Below are 16726 nucleotides of genomic sequence, written 5' to 3'. Positions count from 1 at the left end.
GCCCGGCAGTGCGTACGGGGGAACAGACGATGGGCGGGACGGGCGTGATCGGCGAGATGACAGAGACGGCGCAGGTGAGGGACCGGGACAGCGAGGCGCTGGCCACCCTGCACCGGGTCTTCGGATACGACGCCTTCCGCGGCGAGCAGGAGACGATCGTCGAGCACGTGATCGCCGGCGGTGATGCGCTCGTGCTCATGCCGACCGGCGGCGGAAAGTCGCTGTGCTACCAGATCCCGTCCCTGGTCAGGCCCGGCACGGGCATCGTGGTCTCGCCGCTGATCGCGCTGATGCAGGACCAGGTCGACGCGCTGCGGGCGCTCGGCGTGCGGGCCGGGTTCATGAACTCCACGCAGGACTTCGACGAGCGGCGCGTGGTGGAGGCCGAGTTCCTCGCCGGTGAGCTGGACCTGCTGTACCTGGCGCCCGAGCGGCTGCGCCTGGACAGCACCCTCGACCTGCTCTCCCGCGGCAAGATCTCCCTCTTCGCCATCGACGAGGCGCACTGCGTCTCCCAGTGGGGCCACGACTTCCGGCCCGACTACCTCGCCCTGTCGCTGCTCGGTGAGCGCTGGCCGGACGTGCCCCGCCTCGCGCTCACGGCCACGGCCACCGACGCCACCCACCGCGAGATCACCGAGCGGCTGAACATGCCGGCGGCGCGGCACTTCGTGGCCAGCTTCGACCGGCCCAACATCCAGTACCGGATCGTGCCGAAGTCCGACCCCAAGAAGCAGCTCCTGAGCTTCCTGCGGGAGGAGCACCCCGGGGATGCGGGCATCGTGTACTGCCTCTCGCGCAACTCCGTCGAGAAGACCGCCGAGTTCCTCTCGCGCAACGGCATCGAGGCGGTGCCCTACCACGCGGGCCTGGACGCGGGCACCCGCGCGGCGCACCAGTCGAGGTTCCTGCGCGAGGAGGGGCTGGTGGTCGTGGCGACCATCGCCTTCGGCATGGGCATCGACAAGCCGGACGTGCGGTTCGTCGCCCACCTGGACCTGCCCAAGTCGGTCGAGGGCTACTACCAGGAGACCGGCCGCGCGGGGCGGGACGGCCTGCCCTCCACGGCCTGGATGGCGTACGGCCTCAACGACGTCATACAGCAGCGCAAGCTGATCCAGTCCGGCGAGGGCGACGAGGCGTTCCGCCGCCGGGCCCAGTCCCACCTGGACGCGATGCTCGCCCTGTGCGAGACCGCACGGTGCCGCCGCGGCCAGCTCCTCGCCTACTTCGGACAGGACCCGGACCGGGCCGGCTGCGGCAACTGCGACACCTGCCTGACCCCGCCCGAGACCTGGGACGGCACGGTGGCGGCACAGAAGGTGCTGTCGACGGTGGTGCGGCTGAAGCGGGAGCGCGGGCAGAAGTTCGGCGCCGGGCAGATCATCGACATCCTGCTCGGCAAGCGCACCGCCAAGGTGATCCAGTTCGACCACGACCAGCTCTCCGTGTTCGGCATCGGCGAGGAGCTGACCGAGGGCGAGTGGCGGGGCGTCGCCCGGCAGCTGCTGGCCCAGGGACTGCTCGCGGTCGAGGGGGAGTACGGCACGCTGGTGCTGACCGAGAGCAGCGGCGAGGTGCTGCGGCGGGAGCGGGAGGTGCCGCTGCGCAAGGAGCCCAAGAAGCCCGCCGCGGCCAGGTCGGCGGGCGGCGGACGCGGCGAGCGCAAGGCGAAGGCGGCCGCGGCCGAGCTGCCCGCGGAGCTGGTCCCCGCCTTCGAGGCGCTGCGCGCCTGGCGTGCGGAACAGGCCCGCGAGCAGGGCGTCCCGGCGTACGTCATCTTCCACGACGCCACCCTCCGGGAGATCGCCACCGTCTGGCCCACCTCGGTCGAGCAGCTCGGCGGCATCAGCGGGGTCGGTGAGAAGAAGCTGGCGACGTACGGGGAGGGTGTGGTCGAGGTGCTGGCGGGGCTGGAGGGACCGGCCGCCGCCCCGGCGTCCGCGCCGGCTCCGTCGGCCGGTCCGGGCACCGGTTCCGCGTCCCGCTCCGGCGCGGACGACTGGCCCGAGCACGAGCCGGAGCCCGAGCCCGAGCCCGAGCCCGACCACTGGATATAGGCACGCGCCGGGGGGAAGCCTCCGCGTCCGTCGGCGGCGTCACAACGCCCGTGTCGCGTACGCCCTGACGTCGGCGTCCGTGTCGCTCGTGACGGTCGCGAGCGCCGTCCGGGCGTCCTCGGTGGTGGCCGTGTGCCGGGTCGGGGCGAGGACGGCCGCCTTGCGCACGTCGGCGTTCCGGTCGGCGAGGGCCTTGGCGAGGACGGGGACCGCGCTGTCGGAGGCGGCGGCGGACAGCGCGGTGGCCGCACCCGCCCGCACCTGCCAGCCGGGGTCGGACAGCGCGGTGACCGCCCGGGCCGCCGGCGGGGCAGGGCAGCCCGTGTCCGCCAGGGCCGCGAGGGCGGCGCCGCGGGACAGGACGTCGGGATCCTCCGTGAGCCGGTCGAGGGCACCGCCGGTGCGAGGCGCCGCCCGCAGCGTCCCCAGAGCCTTGGCGACCGCGACCCCGCAGTTGACGGGCCCGGTCGGCGCGCAGCCGTCGCCGCGTGCGGTGGGCGGTGACGGTGGTCGCGCCCTGGCCGGCGTGGTCTCGGAGGCGGTCGGTGGGCGGCATGGCTGGAACCATACCTATCCGGTGGACTTAGCGGTGTTGCTGGAATGTTGCGCCACCTCGGTCTCCGCCGGTTGCCGGGTGAGCTGGGGTTTCTCTCGAGGGCGGGGGAGATCTGCCACTGGGCGCTTCGTGCCGGCTTCGTGGGGGCGGCCCGGCGCTACGGGGGTGCCGCTGCGCCCTTCCCCGTGCCGCTCCGGCGCCACGACTGCCCGCAGCCCAGGGGTTACGCCAGTGCCGTCAGGCCCGGCGCGAAGGTGATCAGGAGGGGGATCAGCGGGACCAGGGCGGCCGTCGCCGTGGTCAGGGCGCGGTGGCGGCGAGGCATGCGGGGCTGCGGTTCCAGGAGGCGGTCGACCCGCTCGCCGAGGAGGCGGTGGCTGGAGGCGCAGGAGAGGACGCCGCGGTGCTGGTTCAGCTCGATCAGGGCCAGCGCGGTGGTCAGATGGCCGCAGCGGCGGGAGGCGGTGTCGTCGGCCGAGAGCTCGATCAGGCGGTGGGTCTGGTCGCAGAAGTGGGCGAAGAGCGGGACGCTCGGGAACCCGGTGGCCAGGGCGGTGGACAAGTGCAGCAGCCAGTCGTGGCGGGCCCGGGCGTGGCCGCGCTCGTGGGTGAGGACGGCGTCCAGCTGATGGTCGGTGAGCCGGTGCAGGGCACCGGTGGTGACGATCAGCTGGGGCGGGTTGCCGGGCATCCACCAGGCGTCCGGGTACTCGTCCTCCAGGACCAGCAGGGGGCCGCGGGCGGCGGGGAGCCCGGCGGGCAGGTCGGGGGCGCGTTCACGCAGGTGGGCGCGTGAGCGGGCGCGCCGGCGGCGGGCCTCGACGAGTTCGCGGGCGAGCATCGCGGTCGTCCAGGCGGCACCGCCCGCCAGCAGGAGGGTGAGGACGGCCGCCCAGGCCGGTCCGGCGGAGAGGTTGTACGCCGCGGTCACCGCGGGCGGCGCCGGAGCGAAGAGCTGGGCGCGGACGGTGCCGAAGACGGCGGCGGTGCCGAGGACGAGCGCGGTCAGACAGCACAGCAGTACGGTGGCGACCAGGCACTGCCACACCCACAGCGCGACCACGGGATCCCGCTCGGGCCACGCGGAACGGGTCAGCGCGCGAGGCACCGGCACCGCGGCGGTCACGGCGACGACGAACAGCAGGAGCAGGCAGACGGTCATGCCACTGGCTCCGGATCCTGGTCGAAGGATGGGCGGCTCTGGCTGTACAGGGGCTGTGCTGTGCTGAGTTGGGTGGTGCTGGGCCGGTGGTGCTGGGCCAGGGGCGAACACCGCCCGACGCCAGTATGACGGCGCCGGGCGGTGTGAGTCAGGTGTCGCGGGCACCGGATTCGAAACCTCGGCGCACGGATCTTGGACGTACGGGTCCTGGACGTACGGATCTTGGACGTACGGATCTTGGACTACAGATCCTGAACGTACGGATCTTCGACGTACAGATCCTGGGCCTACGGATCCCGCACCCCGTCAGTCGTACCGTCAGGCGTCCCGTCCGGCCCCCCGTCCAGCCACCCGACCGGTCACCTCGCCCAGACCCACCCGGACGCCGCCCGGTCCCGGGGCCCAGGCCGACAAGGTCACCACGTCCCCGTCCTCCAGGAACGTCCGCTTGCCGTCGGGGAGTTCCAGCGGGTCGCGGCCGTTCCAGGTCAGCTCCAGCAGCGACCCGCGCTCCCGCTCGGTGGGCCCGCTCACCGTGCCCGAGCCGTAGAGGTCGCCGGTGCGCAGCGAGGCGCCGTTGACCGTCATGTGGGCCAACTGCTGAGCGGCCGTCCAGTACATGGTGGAGAACGGCGGCTCGGAGACGACGTGGCCGTTGACGGCGACGGAGATCCGCAGGTCGTAGCCGCCGGGGCCGTCCTGGTCGTCGTTCGTGTCGTCCAGGTAGGGCAGCAGGTCGTGCGTGCGCTCGGGCGGCGCCACCCGTGCCTCCTCCAGGGCGTCCAGCGGGGTGATCCACGCGGATACCGACGTGGCGAAGGACTTGCCGAGGAACGGGCCGAGGGGGACGTACTCCCAGGCCTGGACGTCCCGCGCGGACCAGTCGTTGAGCAGGCAGAGCCCGAAGACGTGCTCGCGGAAGTCGCCGAGCGCCACCGGGCTGCCCAGTTCGGACGGCACGCCCACCACGAAGCCGACCTCGGCCTCGATGTCGAGGCGGACGGACGGGCCGAAGACGGGAGCGGCGTCGGTCGGGGCCTTGCGCTGCCCCGACGGGCGTACGACGTCCGTGCCGGAGACGACGACGGTGCCGGAGCGGCCGTGGTAGCCGATCGGAAGGTGCTTCCAGTTCGGGGTGAGGGAGTCGGCGGCGTCGGGGCGGAAGATCTGGCCGACGTTGCGGGCGTGGTTCTCGGAGGCGTAGAAGTCGACGTAGTCCGCGACCTCGAAGGGCAGGTGCAGGGTCACCGACGACAGCGGGTGGAAGAGGGGCTCGAGGATCTCGCGGTGGGACGGGACCGTCACCCACGCCGTCAGCGCGCGTCGCACGTCCGACCAGGCCGTGCGCCCGGCGGCCAGCAGCGGGTTGAGGGTGGGCCGCGCGAGCAGGGACGCGTACGGCGAGCCGAGCGCGTGGGCCGCCGCGCCCGCGTCGAGGACGTGGTCGCCGAGCCGGACGCCCACCGTCCGTTCCCGCGAGCCGGGGATCGAGAACACGCCGTACGGAAGGTTGTACGGGCCGAAGGGGTCGCCCTCGGGGACATCGAAGGGGGGCATCGGGTGCTGCCTCGCTTTCGTGCTCGCCATGTGCGCCGTGCGCGCCGTGTGTGCTGTGTGCTGCGTGTACCTGCGTGTCACGTGATCGGTGTGTGCCGCGTGACATGTGGTCGGGCCACACGTTACGGGTGACATGCCGGTCTTGGGCAGTGCGGCGGGAGGTGGCGCCGCCTGGCGAGGGAGGGCACGCGGGCAGGCCGGCAGGCGGTGGATATGGCGCTGCACGTCGATCGGACGTGGATGTGGCGCTCCGCGTCGATCGGATACGGCGGGCTGGCCACAGGTCGGACACGATCTCGGCGGAGTCACGGCCGGGGTTCGGGGCGAGGTCCTGGTCCTGGCGCAGGCAGCAGCGGGCCGTTTTGTCGTCAACCGGCGCGCAGGTCTTGAACCGGCTGTAGCCGATGGTGTGTCAGGTTTTGGACATGATCGGGCGTCCACGTGCATCCGCGTGCGGGTTCGAACGCACTCGCTACGTCCTCGTTCGGAAGCGGTCGCGGGTGAGTCGGACGGGTGCGGTGTCCGTATTCTCTGATCATGGACCGCACCGCGTATTCACTCGTCGCCACCGACCTGGACGGCACGCTGCTCCGCGGCGACGACACCGTCTCCGAACGGTCGCTGGCCGCGCTGGCGCGGGTCGCCGGGGCGGGTGCGCGGCACCTGGTGGTGACGGGGCGGCCGGCCCCCCGGGTGCGCTCCCTGCTCGACCGCCTCGGCTGCACGGGGCTCGCGGTGTGCGGGCAGGGCGCGCAGGTGTACGACGCCGGTGCGCACCGAATGCTGTGGTCGGTCACCCTGGACCGGGAGCTGGCCGAGACCGCGCTCGGCAAGATCGAGGCCGAGGTGGGCCAGGTGTACGCCGCCGTCGACCAGGACGGCGTCGACGGCCTGACGCTCATCGAGCCGGGCTACCTGATGCCCCACCCCACCCTGCCCGCGGTGCCCGTCGAGCGGCGCGAGGAACTGTGGAGCACGCCGATCAGCAAGGTGCTGCTGCGCCATCCCGAGCTGACCGACGACGAGTTGGCGGCGACGGCGCGTGCGGTGGTCGGTTCCCTGGCGACGGTCACCATGTCGGGCCCCGGCACGGTGGAGCTCCAGCCGTGCGGCATCACCAAGGCGACCGGCCTGGCGCTGGCCGCCGAGCACCTGGGCCTTCAGCGGCGACGGACGATCGCCTTCGGGGACATGCCCAACGACATCCCCATGTTCCAGTGGGCGGCCCACGGCGTCGCCATGGCCGGCGCCCACCCCGAACTCAAGGCGGTGGCCGACGAGGTCACCACGACGAACGAGGACGACGGCGTGGCCGTCGTCCTCGAGCGGATCTTCGGTACCTCTTAGTGCGCTACTGCGGTACCTCTCGGTGCGTCACCGCGGCGGTACGGCTCAGTACGCGCTGAAGACGTTGTCCATCGAGCCGTAGCGGTCGGCCGCGTAGTTGCAGGCGGCGGTGATGTTGGCGACCGGGTCGTACGGGTCCCAGGAGGTGCCCTCCACGTGGTACGCCTGGAAGGTCGGGTCGATCACCTGGAGCAGACCCTTGGACGGGGTGCCGTTGATGGCGTTGATGTCCCAGTTGTTGATGGCGAGCGGGTTGCCGGAGGACTCCCGCATGATGTTGCGGTGGATGCCCTCGTAGGTCCCGGGGATGCCGTGCTGCGCCATGATGTCGAGCGACTCGCGGATCCAGCCGTCGAGGTTGTCCGGGTACGTCGTCGCCGCCGTGGTGGCGGTCGTGGCGGTAGTGGCGGCGGCCGGGGTGGCCGCGGAGGCGGTGGTGGCGCCGATGAGCGGCAGCGCGAGCACCGCGGCACCGGTGCCGGCCACGGCGAGCTTGCGGGCGAGGCGGCCGGTGAAGGCGTGACGGTTCTGACCGTTGGCAGACATGCTGTGTCCCTCTCCTTACGCCTGCGAGGTGAGCTGTCGGGTTCGGGCGGGGAGGTGCCCGGCCGCGCCCTGACGGGTACGGCTTCACCCCGAGCCGCTCCGGTGGTGACCGGTGCGGCGACTTACCTGGGTCCCCCGCTCCTGCCGGCGAGTTTGTTGGCGGATGACTGTGCGTCCGGGCGGTGGCAGGATTCGGCGTCCGCCCGACAGGCCGGGAACGTATGCGAGAGCACATGTCCGGAACAAGTGCAGGAATCACCCAACGTGCCTGTTGACCTTGTTCTGAGGCGTTTGAGGCTCTTGATCCTTTGCGGTTGCCAAGCCCCAACTGGCTTGCGGGGCAAAGGGAGGGCACAGGTTGCGGCGAGGTTGCCTGCGGGCGGTTCGGCGTGAGCCAACTCACTGGCGCCAATAAGCGCGGCAAAACGGGCATTAGCCTCAATCGGTTGTCAACCGGCCACGGTTGAGGACGGCTTCGGGTGTCGGGCGAGGAGGAGGGGGAAGCGGGGTGGTGGGCAGGGCGGAAAGGGGGGGCGTGTCGTGCCTGCCGGACGGACGCATGCCGACGGGTGCGGGTGCGGGTGCGGGTGCGGGTGCCGGCGTGGGTACGAGCGTGGACGCGGACGTGGGCACGAGCGTGGACGCGTGCGTGGGTACGAGCGTGGACGCGGACGCGAGCGCGGCCCGGGTGTGCGTGTCGATTGGGTGACGTTCTCGCGGTGCGGGCCGTTGGGAGGAGTGATGGGATCTTGAATGGCGGCTTCCGGCCCGCTCGCCCTCCTGGGGTCCGGCTCGTCCCCTCTGGCGATATCAGTCAAAATCTGCTCATATCACCTGATCAAAAACATACCGTTCATGATCTGATACCGACCGGCCTGTAACGGTGGGCGCTCGCGGTGATCGAAACGTGACCGGATACGCTGACTTGAGTGGTGGCAGCGACCTATCGACAAACCAGGTAATCGCCAGTAGACACCAGCAGACAGGAGACCCCTCGTGACCGTCGTCGGGCCGTTCGGGCTGAGCGTGCGGGACCAGGCTCTGGAAGCCGATGTCCAGGCCGGATTGGTTGCTGTCGAGGAAGGGTTGCTTGAGGCAACCAAAAGCGAGGTGCCGTTCATCACGGAGGCCGCCCAGCACCTGGTGCGGGCCGGCGGGAAACGGTTCCGGCCGCTGCTGGTGATGCTCTCGGCCCAGTTCGGCGACCGCTACGCCCCGGGCATCGTGCCCTCGGCCGTGGTTGTGGAGCTGACCCACCTCGCCACGCTGTACCACGACGACGTGATGGACGAGGCCGCCGTGCGGCGCGGGGTGCCCAGCGCGAACACCCGCTGGGGCAACTCGGTCGCGGTCCTCACCGGCGACTTCCTGTTCGCCCGCGCCTCGCAGATCCTCGCCGACCTCGGACCCGAGGCGGTCCGCGTCCAGGCCCTCGCGTTCGAGCGGCTGGTCACCGGTCAGATCCTGGAGACGGCAGGACCGCAGGACGGCCGCGACCCGGTCGACCACTACCTGGACGTGCTGGGCGGCAAGACGGGCTCGCTGGTGGCGGTCTCCTGCCGGTTCGGCGCGATGATGTCCGGCGCCGACGAGACGGTGGTGGACGTGCTGACCCAGTACGGCGAGCGGCTCGGCGTCGCCTTCCAGCTCGCGGACGACGTCCTGGACATCGCCTCCGACTCCGACGAGTCCGGCAAGACGCCAGGCACGGACCTGCGCGAGGGCATCCCCACCCTGCCGGTACTGCGGCTGCGCGAGCGGGCGGCCCGGCTGGGGCTCGCCGAGGACATCGCCCTGTGCGAGCTGCTCGGCTCCGACCTGAGCGACGACGCGCGGCACGCCGAGGCGCTGCGCCTGCTGCGCGCCCACCCCGCGCTGGAGCAGGCGCGCCGGGACACCGTCCGGTACGCCGAGGAGGCCCGGGCCGCGCTGGCCCCGCTGCGGGAGTGCGACGCGAAGGCGGCGCTGGTGGAGCTGTGCGACGCGGTGGTGCACCGGGCCGGGTGACCGCCCCGGCGCCCGTCTGTCACGTGCTGTCCGCCGTCCGCCGTCCGCCGTACACCGGACCCTACGGGTAGGGGGAGCCGCCGCCCCTCCGTGTCATCCCGCAGGAGTAGGCGGAGTTGAGCCCGCGGTCTGACGCTTGTGCTCCGGTGATTTGGTCAGATGGACACCACGGAAAAACACCAATCCTCACCGATTCGGGTGAGAATGGCGGCTCACGGGTGAACAAGTGCGAGGTCGCGAGACAGCCGCCGCCGACGACGGAGGTAGGGCACACATGGCACCGATCGATTCCGACGACAACACGACCGCCGGGGAGGGCGAGGAGCTGCGGGCCGGACGGCGCAAGGCCGCGCGGTACGTCGTCCCGGTCGCGGTGATGGGAGTGGCGGCCGCGACGATCGGGCTCGTCCCCGCGCTCGCCGACTCCGGGGACCCCGACCTGCCGAAGGTCACCGCGGAGCAGCTCATCGAGAAGATCGCCAAGTCGGACGTCGAGCAGCTGTCCGGCACGGTGCGCATCAGCACCGACCTGGGCCTGCCGGACCTCGGCGGACTGGAGAGCGGCCTGATGTCCGGAATGTCCGGAGGTCCGGGCTCCGGCGGGGACGACGAGGGCTCCGCCGCCGACCCGTCGGCCAAGCTCACCGAGCTGGTGTCCGGTAGCCATACGCTGCGCGTCGCGGCCGACGGTCCCGGCCGGCAGAAGCTGTCCCTGCTGGAGAACGCCGCCGAGTACAGCCTGATCCACAACGGCAAGGACGTCTGGGGCTACGACAGCAAGTCCAACGAGGTCTACCACTCCACCACCTCGGGCAGCGCCGAGCGGCCGGAGCCGGAGAAGGACGTGCCGGCCACCCCGAAGGACTTCGCCGACCAGGCGCTCAAGGCGGTCGACGACACCACGTCCGTGACCGTCGGCGGCACCGCGCAGGTGGCCGGCAGGGACGCGTACCGCCTGGTCGTCGAGCCCAAGCAGGACGGTTCCACGGTCGGTGCGATCACCGTGGCCGTGGACGCCGAGACCGGCACGCCGCTGAAGTTCACGCTGACCCCGGCCGGCGGCGGCGCCGCCGTCGTGGACGTGGGCTTCACCAAGGTCAGCTTCGCGAAGCCGGACGCGTCGACGTTCGACTTCACGCCGCCCAAGGGCGCGAAGGTGACCGAGGGCGACGAGACCGCCAAGGCCCCGGAGCACGGGCGCAAGGCCGAGGGCGACCTCGCCGGGGGGATGGACGGGCTCGAGGTCATCGGCGAGGGCTGGAACTCGATCGCCACCTTCGACACCGGCGCCCAGGGCGGCCTGCCCACGGCATCCGCGGGCGGTGACCTCGGCGCCCTCGGTGGCTTCCTCGGCTCCTTCGGTGACCAGGTCAAGGGCGACTTCGGCTCGGGCACGGTCTTCAAGACCCGCCTCGTCAACGCCCTGATCACGGACGACGGCAAGGTCTACGCCGGCGCGGTCACCAAGGACGCGCTGGTGAAGGCGGCCGACGCCGCGAAGTAGGACGTACGCAGCCGGGCGTACGCAGCCGGACGGAGACAGCCGGACGTACGCAGCCGGACGTGAGCAGCCCCCCACCCGTACGGCGAAGAGGACGAAAAGAGGGAGCCGATGGCCGAACCGTCCGCCACGGAGCCGGAGCGCCCGGACCAGGAGAGCGCGGATGACGCCGTCATCGCCACCCGCGGGCTCACCAAGCGCTACCGCGGCGGACAACTCGCCGTAGACGGTCTGGACCTGACCGTCCCGGCGGGCAGTGTCTTCGGCTTCCTCGGCCCCAACGGCTCCGGCAAGACCACCACCATCCGCATGCTGATGGGGCTGATCGAACCCACCTCGGGCAGCGCCCGGGTCCTCGGCCGGCCCATGCCGCGCGCGTCCCGCACCGTACTGCCCCGGGTCGGCGCCCTCATCGAGGGCCCGGCCCTGTACGGCTTCCTCTCCGGGCGGGACAACCTGCTGCGCTACGACGCCGCCGACCCGACCGCCGATCCGCGCACCCGGCGCGAGCGCGTCGCCGCGGCGCTCGACCGGGTGGGACTCGCGGCCGCGGGCGGCAAGAAGGCGAAGGCGTACTCGCTCGGCATGAAGCAGCGGCTGGGCCTCGCCGCGGCGCTGCTCCAGCCGCGCCGCCTGCTCGTCCTGGACGAGCCGACCAACGGGCTCGACCCCCAGGGCATGCGCGAGATCCGCACCCTCGTGCGCGAACTGGCCTCCGACGGCACCACCGTCTTCCTCTCCTCCCATCTGCTGGACGAGATCGAGCAGGTGTGCACCCACGCCGCTGTGATGGCACAGGGGCGGCTGATCACCCAGGGCGCGGTCGCCGACCTGGTGGCCGGGGCGCGCGGCCGGCTGGTGGTGACCACGCCGGACGCGGGCGACGCCGCCCGGGTCCTGAAGGAGCAGGGGGCGTCGGACGTGGTCGTCGACGGGGACCGGGTGACGGCGGAACCACCGGAGCGCGACCTCGCCGAGGTGAACGCGGCGCTGGTCGCGGCCCGGGTCCGGGTCAGGGGCTTCGTCGTGGAACGGGCCTCGCTGGAGGACGCGTTCGTGGCGCTGACGGGGGAGGGCTTCGATGTCGCGGGCTGAAGTGCGGGGAGAGCCGGTGGGGGAGGCCGCCGTCGCGGCGCCGGGCGCGGTGCCGGACCCGGATGCGGCGCGGGTTGCGAGTCCGCTGTGGTCACTCGGGCTGCTCCGCAGCGAACTGCTGACCACGTTCCGGCGCTGGCGCACCCTCGCCCTGCTGGCCGTGCTCGCCGCCGTGCCGGTCCTGGTCGGCATCGCCGTGAAGATCGAGACGAGCGACGGCTCCTCGCCGGGCGGCGGTGGCGGCGAGGGACCGGCGTTCATCTCGCAGGTCAGCAACAACGGGCTGTTCCTGGTCTTCACCGCGCTCGCGGCGACCCTCCCGTTCTTCCTGCCGATGGCCATCGGCGTCGTCGCGGGCGACGCGATCGCGGGCGAGTCGAGCGCGGGCACGCTCCGCTACCTGTTGGTCGCCCCGGCAGGCCGCTCCCGGCTGCTGCTCACCAAGTACGCGATGGTGATCGCCTTCTGCCTCGCGGCCACCCTGGTCGTCGCGGTCTCGGCGCTCGCGGTCGGGGCGCTGCTGTTCCCGGTCGGCGACCTGATCACCATCTCCGGCACCCGGATCAGCTACACCGAGGGCCTGGGGCGGGCGCTGCTGATCGCCCTGGTGGTGGCCGCCTCGCTCGTCGGCGTCGCGGCCCTCGGCCTGTTCGTCTCCACCCTGACGGGCAGCGGCATCGCGGCGATGGCGACCACGGTCGGGCTGCTGATCACCGTCCAGATCCTCGACCAGATCCCCCAGCTCGACGCCCTCCAGCCGTACTTCTTCTCGCACTACTGGCTCTCCTTCGCCGACGTGATGCGCGAGCCGGTCTACTGGGACGACCTGGTGAAGAACCTGGGCCTCCAGGCCCTCTACGCGGCGGTCTTCGGCTCGGCGGCCTGGGCGCGGTTCACGACGAAGGACGTCACCGCATAGCCGCGGCCCGCGGGGTACGGCTGCGGTCAGCGCACCCGCCGGGTGAGGCGGACCAGCGATTCGGTCCCCCGGGGCGGGCCGGCGTCGGCCTCACCCAGGCGCCAGCCGGTGACCCAGGGCACGCGGTGGACGTCCACGGCGGATTCGAGCAGTCTCACGCGCTGGGTGAGCGGCCGGGGAAGCCGTCCGGGGGCGTCCGCGACCAGGACGACGGAGTGGAGGTCGAGTCCCGCCGGGGTTCGTCCGCGCCGGAAGTCCTCCACGGCCCGGGCCACGGCCGCCAGTCCGGCCGCGTGCGTACGGGCCACCAGCAGCACCGACGCCGGGTCCGCCGGGCCGGGCCAGCGGCGCCCGCAGTCGTGCCCGCCGTAGACCGCGGCGAGCGTCGAGACGCCCGCGCCGCCGTGCGTGCCGACCCAGGAGAAGCGCCGTGCGCCTGAGCCGGGCTGCTCCGGCGCGGGTGCCTCTGGTGCCGGAGCCTCTGCTACCGGAGCCTCGGGCGCCGGAGCCTCCGGGGCGGGGGTCTGCGGGGCGGGTGGCTGTGGCGCGGGCGCCTGCGGCACGGCCACCGGCCCGCGGAGCCATATCTCGGGTCCCTGTCGCATGCCCGTCCGCCTGCCCGCTCGCGTGCCCAGTCACTCTCGGCCCCGCGGACGTCCCGCAACCGTCTCGCCCCCACCCGCGCCGACCTCGCCGATACGGGCGTGACCTCCTGGAACGAGCCTGTGACACCCCGGTGACGTGAGAATCGCGAGCGAGCGGAGAGACTCGACAGTAGGTGCACGACAGGCATGACAGGCATGACAGGCATGACAGGCTCTGGACGGCAGGGGAACGGAAACCGCCGACGGAAGCCGCCGATGAGTGGGGGAACGATGTCTCGACTCGGCCGCGACAAGCAGCGGGAGCACGAGCGCGCCGAGCGCTCGCCCGATCCCGCGGCGACGCCGATCGACGTCCGCGTGCCGGAGGGCGACTCCGGCGTACGCGGCGCCTCGGTCGACGGTTCACTGGTCGTCGCGGCCCCGGGCGAGGAGATCCAGAACGCCGTCCTGAACCGCCTCCACCGCCTCGCCCTCGCCGCCGGCCACCCCGTCCTCGCCACCATCCACGACCGGCGCATCGGTTACTCCGTCCCCCTCCGGGTCGATCCGGACGGCTCCAGCCACCTCGCCGCGGACCCGGTGCCGACGGCGCCCGAGGAGGCACCCGTACGGCAGGACCGGCCCGCGGACGGGCCCGCGGACCGGCCCACGTACGTCCTGCGCTCGGTGGCGCCGGTCGGGGACAGCGCGCCGACCTTCCCGCTGCCGGTGGTGCCCGAGACGCAGCGGGAGGTGTCCGGCGGCGAATCCGCGCCGACGTTCACGCTTCGCGCCCTGCCGGAACCGGCCGGGGGGACGGCCTCGCAGGGCAGGGCGCACAGGGGCACGCCACCCGGCACGGTGGCGCCGCCGACGGGGGTCTTCGGGCCGCCGCCCCGCATGGACGGTGCTGCCACGACCGGTGCCTCGGAAGACGCGGAGCCACGGCCCATGCCCGGCCCGGCCGCCGCACCGGAGCCGACCGCCGCACCCGCACCCGCGCCCGAGCCGACGGGAACCGCCTCCCCCTCCGTCCCGGACCTCGGACCCCGCCCCGATCCCTACTCCGACCCCGACCCCGACCCCAAGCCCACCCCCGCCCGCGGGTTCGACGCCGTGGCCGAGGCCGTGCTCGGGGACGCGCCGCTCACCGCGCCGGGCGACGCCACCGCGCCCGCGCTGCTCGCGGAGCCGACGGCCCGTATCAACGAGGCCGTCAAGGAGGGACGTACGGACGCCGCGGCGCGGCTGGCCGAGGAAACGGTGACGGATGCCTCGGAGACGCTGGGGCCGGAGCACCCCGAGGTACTCCGGCTCCGTGAACTCACCGCGTACATCGCCTACTTGTCGGGCGACCCGGACCGCGCCTTCCGGCTCTCCCTTGACCTGGCCCGGATACACCGGCGTGCGGGCGACGCCGAGGCCGCGTACGGCAACGTCCAGAGCGCGGCGACCGCCTGGCGTGCCGTACGCGATCCCGCACGGGGCCTGGAGCTGGGGCACGACCTGGTCGGCCTGTGGGACGAGCTCGCCGCCGAGGACGGCCCGGCCGCCGAGGACGCCGAGCAACTGGAGTCCGCCCGCACCCGCATGGGCCGCCTCACCGAACGCGCCCGCGTTCAGACGGGCTGACGCCGGCCGGACGTACCCGCGCGGGGCCGTCCGTTCCTACTGCGACAGTTCCCAGACCGCGTACGCGATGGCGTCGCTGTTGCGGTCCAGGGCGGTGTCGTCGATGTTGGCGGTCGTGTCGCAGGACGAGTGGTAGCAGCGGTCGAACGGCTGGCCCGCGGTGCCGCCCCACTCGGCCGCCTGCGCGGACGTCTTGCGGTAGTCGGCGCCGCTGAAGAGGCCGCCCACGGGGACGCCCGCGTTCTTGAAGGGCGCGTGGTCGGAGCGGCCGTCACCCTCGGTCTCGATCTCCGTGGAGATGCCGAGACCGGCGAAGTAGTCCTTGAACGTCTTCTCGATCGTGGGATCGTCGTCGTAGACGAAGTAGCCGGGGTTGGGGGAGCCGATCATGTCGAAGTTCAGATAGCCGCTGATCTTCGCGCGTTCGGCCGCGCCCAGGCTGTTGACGTAATAGCGGGAGCCGACGAGCCCCAGCTCCTCCGCGCCCCACCAGGCGAAGCGCAGGTGCTTGGTGGGCTGGTAGCCGGACCGGGCGACGGCGAGTGCGGTTTCCAGGACGGCGGAGGAGCCGGAGCCGTTGTCGTTGATGCCGGGTCCGGAGGTGACGCTGTCCAGATGTGACCCGATCATGACAACCTGATTCGCGTCGCCGCCGGGCCAGTCGGCTGTCAGGTTGTACCCGGTGCGGCCCGAGGCGGTGAACTGCTGGACGCGAGTGGTGAACCCGGCCGCGTCCAGCTTGGCCTTCACGTAGTCGAGCGAGGCCTGGTAGCCGGCGCGGCCGTGGGCGCGGTTGCCGCCGTTCGCCGTGGCGATCGACTGCAACTGCGTCAGGTGGGCCTTGACGTTGGCTATCGATATGTCGGGCGCGGCGGCGGCCGTCGGGTGCGCGGGTGCGGGCGCGGCACCCGCGGCGGAACCGCCGGTCACCAGAGTGGCGACGGCGACGGCGGCGGCCGTCAGCGCGCGCCCGGAAAGGAGGAGCTTCATGTGGGGGGCTCCGGATTCCTAGGGGGTCCCTGGGAAGGGGACTCCGCAGTGAATGGGGTGCCTGGATGGTGCGGGTGTGACTGACCCGCCGTCAAGACCGCTATTCGGCCACGGCGTCGCGCATAGCGGAAGCCCCCTGGTCACGCCTCCGAACGGCCGGCCCTTCGGACAGGAACCATCCTTCGGGCAGGACCGGTTCTAGTGGACGCAGAACTCGTTCCCCTCGGGGTCCGTCATCACCACCCACTCCCCGCCCGGTTCCTTCACCTGCCGCTGCACGCTCGCCCCGAGCGCCTCGAGCCTGGCGACCTCCGCCTCGCGCCGCCCGTCCGTCGAGTGCACGTCGAGGTGGAGCCGGTTCTTGCCGGTCTTGGCCTCCGGCACGCGCTGGAACAGCAGCCGTCGCCCCAGCCCGGTGCCGCTCCCCTCCTGGAACGGGTCGTCGGGGTGCCGTACGGCGGCCAGGTCCCGCCAGGCGCGGCGGCCGCGGGACTCGACGGTCAACTCCTCCGGTACCGCCCCGAAACCCAGCAGTTTCTCGATGAGCGCGCTGTTGTCCTCCACCTCGTAGTGGAGGGCCGCGGCCCAGAAGTCCGCCTGTGCGTGCGGGGCGGCCGCGTCGATGACGATCTTGAAGTGCAGGGGGGCAGGCCTTGAGGTCGATGTCATGTAACCACTTATACTGGTTTCACGAGGGAGTGAGTAGTGGAATCGCCGGAACAGGCAGAACAGGCAGAACAGGCGGAACAGTTGGAACCTCCGAAGCCGTC

At 72.3% G+C, this 16726-nt stretch carries 14 protein-coding genes, 1 pseudogene and 1 riboswitch; of the genes and pseudogenes, 7 read left to right on the top strand and 8 right to left on the bottom strand.

The annotated features are described in order from the left end of the window. Positions 1-29 precede the first annotated feature (29 nt). Positions 30-2060: a DNA helicase RecQ gene (gene recQ / locus ABS735_RS33775; RefSeq protein WP_373901364.1), complete on the top strand. Its 2031-nt coding sequence runs from the start codon at positions 30-32 to the stop codon at positions 2058-2060. A gap of 39 nt (positions 2061-2099) precedes the next feature. Here recQ and ABS735_RS33770 read toward each other — a convergent pair whose 3' ends face one another. The 4 genes and pseudogenes from ABS735_RS33770 to fahA all read right to left on the bottom strand — a co-directional run bounded on the left by ABS735_RS33770 (position 2100) and on the right by fahA (position 5335). Next, on the bottom strand, positions 2100-2393 hold the full coding sequence (locus ABS735_RS33770) for a HEAT repeat domain-containing protein (protein ID WP_476755893.1): 294 nt from the start codon (positions 2391-2393) through the stop codon (positions 2100-2102). A gap of 118 nt (positions 2394-2511) precedes the next feature. After that, positions 2512-2616, bottom strand: a pseudogene (locus ABS735_RS33765) (GntR family transcriptional regulator); the annotation flags it as partial. A gap of 223 nt (positions 2617-2839) precedes the next feature. After that, the gene (locus ABS735_RS33760; protein WP_373901365.1) at positions 2840-3778 is read right to left on the bottom strand and encodes a M56 family metallopeptidase; all 939 of its coding nucleotides are present in this window, start codon (positions 3776-3778) and stop codon (positions 2840-2842) included. Positions 3779-4096: 318 nt separating this feature from the next. Further along, positions 4097-5335 (bottom strand): fumarylacetoacetase, encoded by a 1239-nt coding sequence (gene fahA, locus ABS735_RS33755; RefSeq protein WP_373901366.1) that lies wholly within the window; start codon positions 5333-5335, stop codon positions 4097-4099. Positions 5336-5872: 537 nt separating this feature from the next. Here fahA and ABS735_RS33750 point away from each other — a divergent pair. Then, positions 5873-6682, top strand: coding sequence for an HAD family hydrolase (locus ABS735_RS33750; RefSeq protein ID WP_373901367.1), 810 nt, complete (start codon positions 5873-5875; stop codon positions 6680-6682). 45 nt (positions 6683-6727) lie between these two features. Here ABS735_RS33750 and ABS735_RS33745 read toward each other — a convergent pair whose 3' ends face one another. Then, positions 6728-7228 carry a transglycosylase SLT domain-containing protein gene (locus tag ABS735_RS33745; protein WP_373901368.1) on the bottom strand — a complete coding sequence of 167 codons (501 nt, stop codon included), beginning with the start codon at positions 7226-7228 and terminating at the stop codon, positions 6728-6730. A gap of 4 nt (positions 7229-7232) precedes the next feature. Then, a riboswitch (cyclic di-AMP (ydaO/yuaA leader) is annotated at positions 7233-7400 on the bottom strand. An 824-nt stretch (positions 7401-8224) separates the two neighbouring features. Between ABS735_RS33745 and ABS735_RS33740 the strand changes: the two genes are divergently transcribed. From ABS735_RS33740 to ABS735_RS33725, 4 genes are all read left to right on the top strand, one after another. After that, complete coding sequence (locus ABS735_RS33740) at positions 8225-9235, top strand: polyprenyl synthetase family protein (RefSeq protein WP_373901369.1); 1011 nt, start codon at positions 8225-8227, stop codon at positions 9233-9235. 274 nt (positions 9236-9509) lie between these two features. Continuing rightward, on the top strand, positions 9510-10739 hold the full coding sequence (locus ABS735_RS33735; protein ID WP_373901370.1) for a LolA family protein: 1230 nt from the start codon (positions 9510-9512) through the stop codon (positions 10737-10739). Positions 10740-10847: 108 nt separating this feature from the next. Then, the gene (locus ABS735_RS33730; RefSeq protein ID WP_373901371.1) at positions 10848-11831 is read left to right on the top strand and encodes an ABC transporter ATP-binding protein; all 984 of its coding nucleotides are present in this window, start codon (positions 10848-10850) and stop codon (positions 11829-11831) included. Continuing rightward, positions 11818-12750: an ABC transporter permease gene (locus ABS735_RS33725; RefSeq protein WP_373901372.1), complete on the top strand. Its 933-nt coding sequence runs from the start codon at positions 11818-11820 to the stop codon at positions 12748-12750. The genes ABS735_RS33730 and ABS735_RS33725 overlap by 14 nt, the downstream gene beginning before the upstream one ends. Positions 12751-12776: 26 nt before the next feature. On the opposite strand, the gene ABS735_RS33720 is transcribed toward ABS735_RS33725, so the two are convergent. Beyond that, positions 12777-13355, bottom strand: a complete 579-nt coding sequence (locus tag ABS735_RS33720; protein WP_373901373.1) for a DUF6668 family protein — start codon at positions 13353-13355, stop codon at positions 12777-12779. A gap of 270 nt (positions 13356-13625) precedes the next feature. On the opposite strand from ABS735_RS33720, the gene ABS735_RS33715 reads away from it, so the two are divergent. Next, positions 13626-14966, top strand: coding sequence for a tetratricopeptide repeat protein (locus tag ABS735_RS33715; protein WP_373901374.1), 1341 nt, complete (start codon positions 13626-13628; stop codon positions 14964-14966). 36 nt (positions 14967-15002) lie between these two features. Here ABS735_RS33715 and ABS735_RS33710 read toward each other — a convergent pair whose 3' ends face one another. Next, positions 15003-15956, bottom strand: coding sequence for a M28 family metallopeptidase (locus ABS735_RS33710; protein ID WP_373901376.1), 954 nt, complete (start codon positions 15954-15956; stop codon positions 15003-15005). A gap of 198 nt (positions 15957-16154) precedes the next feature. Beyond that, complete coding sequence (locus ABS735_RS33705; protein ID WP_373901377.1) at positions 16155-16625, bottom strand: VOC family protein; 471 nt, start codon at positions 16623-16625, stop codon at positions 16155-16157. Positions 16626-16726: the final 101 nt, after the last annotated feature.

This window comes from Streptomyces sp. MMCC 100 (assembly GCF_041538145.2).
Lineage (GTDB): Bacteria > Actinomycetota > Actinomycetes > Streptomycetales > Streptomycetaceae > Streptomyces.
Note: the sequence above shows the minus strand (reverse complement) of the source record. Positions and strands in the feature narration are given on the sequence as shown.

Coding starts and splice junctions, on each gene's coding strand:
- recQ (WP_373901364.1), top strand. CDS start 30: ATGGGCGGGACGGGCGTGATCGGCGAGATGACAGAGACGGCGCAGGTG.
- ABS735_RS33760 (WP_373901365.1), bottom strand. CDS start 3,778: ATGACCGTCTGCCTGCTCCTGCTGTTCGTCGTCGCCGTGACCGCCGCG.
- fahA (WP_373901366.1), bottom strand. CDS start 5,335: ATGCCCCCCTTCGATGTCCCCGAGGGCGACCCCTTCGGCCCGTACAAC.
- ABS735_RS33750 (WP_373901367.1), top strand. CDS start 5,873: ATGGACCGCACCGCGTATTCACTCGTCGCCACCGACCTGGACGGCACG.
- ABS735_RS33745 (WP_373901368.1), bottom strand. CDS start 7,228: ATGTCTGCCAACGGTCAGAACCGTCACGCCTTCACCGGCCGCCTCGCC.
- ABS735_RS33735 (WP_373901370.1), top strand. CDS start 9,510: ATGGCACCGATCGATTCCGACGACAACACGACCGCCGGGGAGGGCGAG.
- ABS735_RS33730 (WP_373901371.1), top strand. CDS start 10,848: ATGGCCGAACCGTCCGCCACGGAGCCGGAGCGCCCGGACCAGGAGAGC.
- ABS735_RS33725 (WP_373901372.1), top strand. CDS start 11,818: ATGTCGCGGGCTGAAGTGCGGGGAGAGCCGGTGGGGGAGGCCGCCGTC.
- ABS735_RS33720 (WP_373901373.1), bottom strand. CDS start 13,355: ATGCGACAGGGACCCGAGATATGGCTCCGCGGGCCGGTGGCCGTGCCG.
- ABS735_RS33715 (WP_373901374.1), top strand. CDS start 13,626: ATGTCTCGACTCGGCCGCGACAAGCAGCGGGAGCACGAGCGCGCCGAG.
- ABS735_RS33710 (WP_373901376.1), bottom strand. CDS start 15,956: ATGAAGCTCCTCCTTTCCGGGCGCGCGCTGACGGCCGCCGCCGTCGCC.
- ABS735_RS33705 (WP_373901377.1), bottom strand. CDS start 16,625: ATGACATCGACCTCAAGGCCTGCCCCCCTGCACTTCAAGATCGTCATC.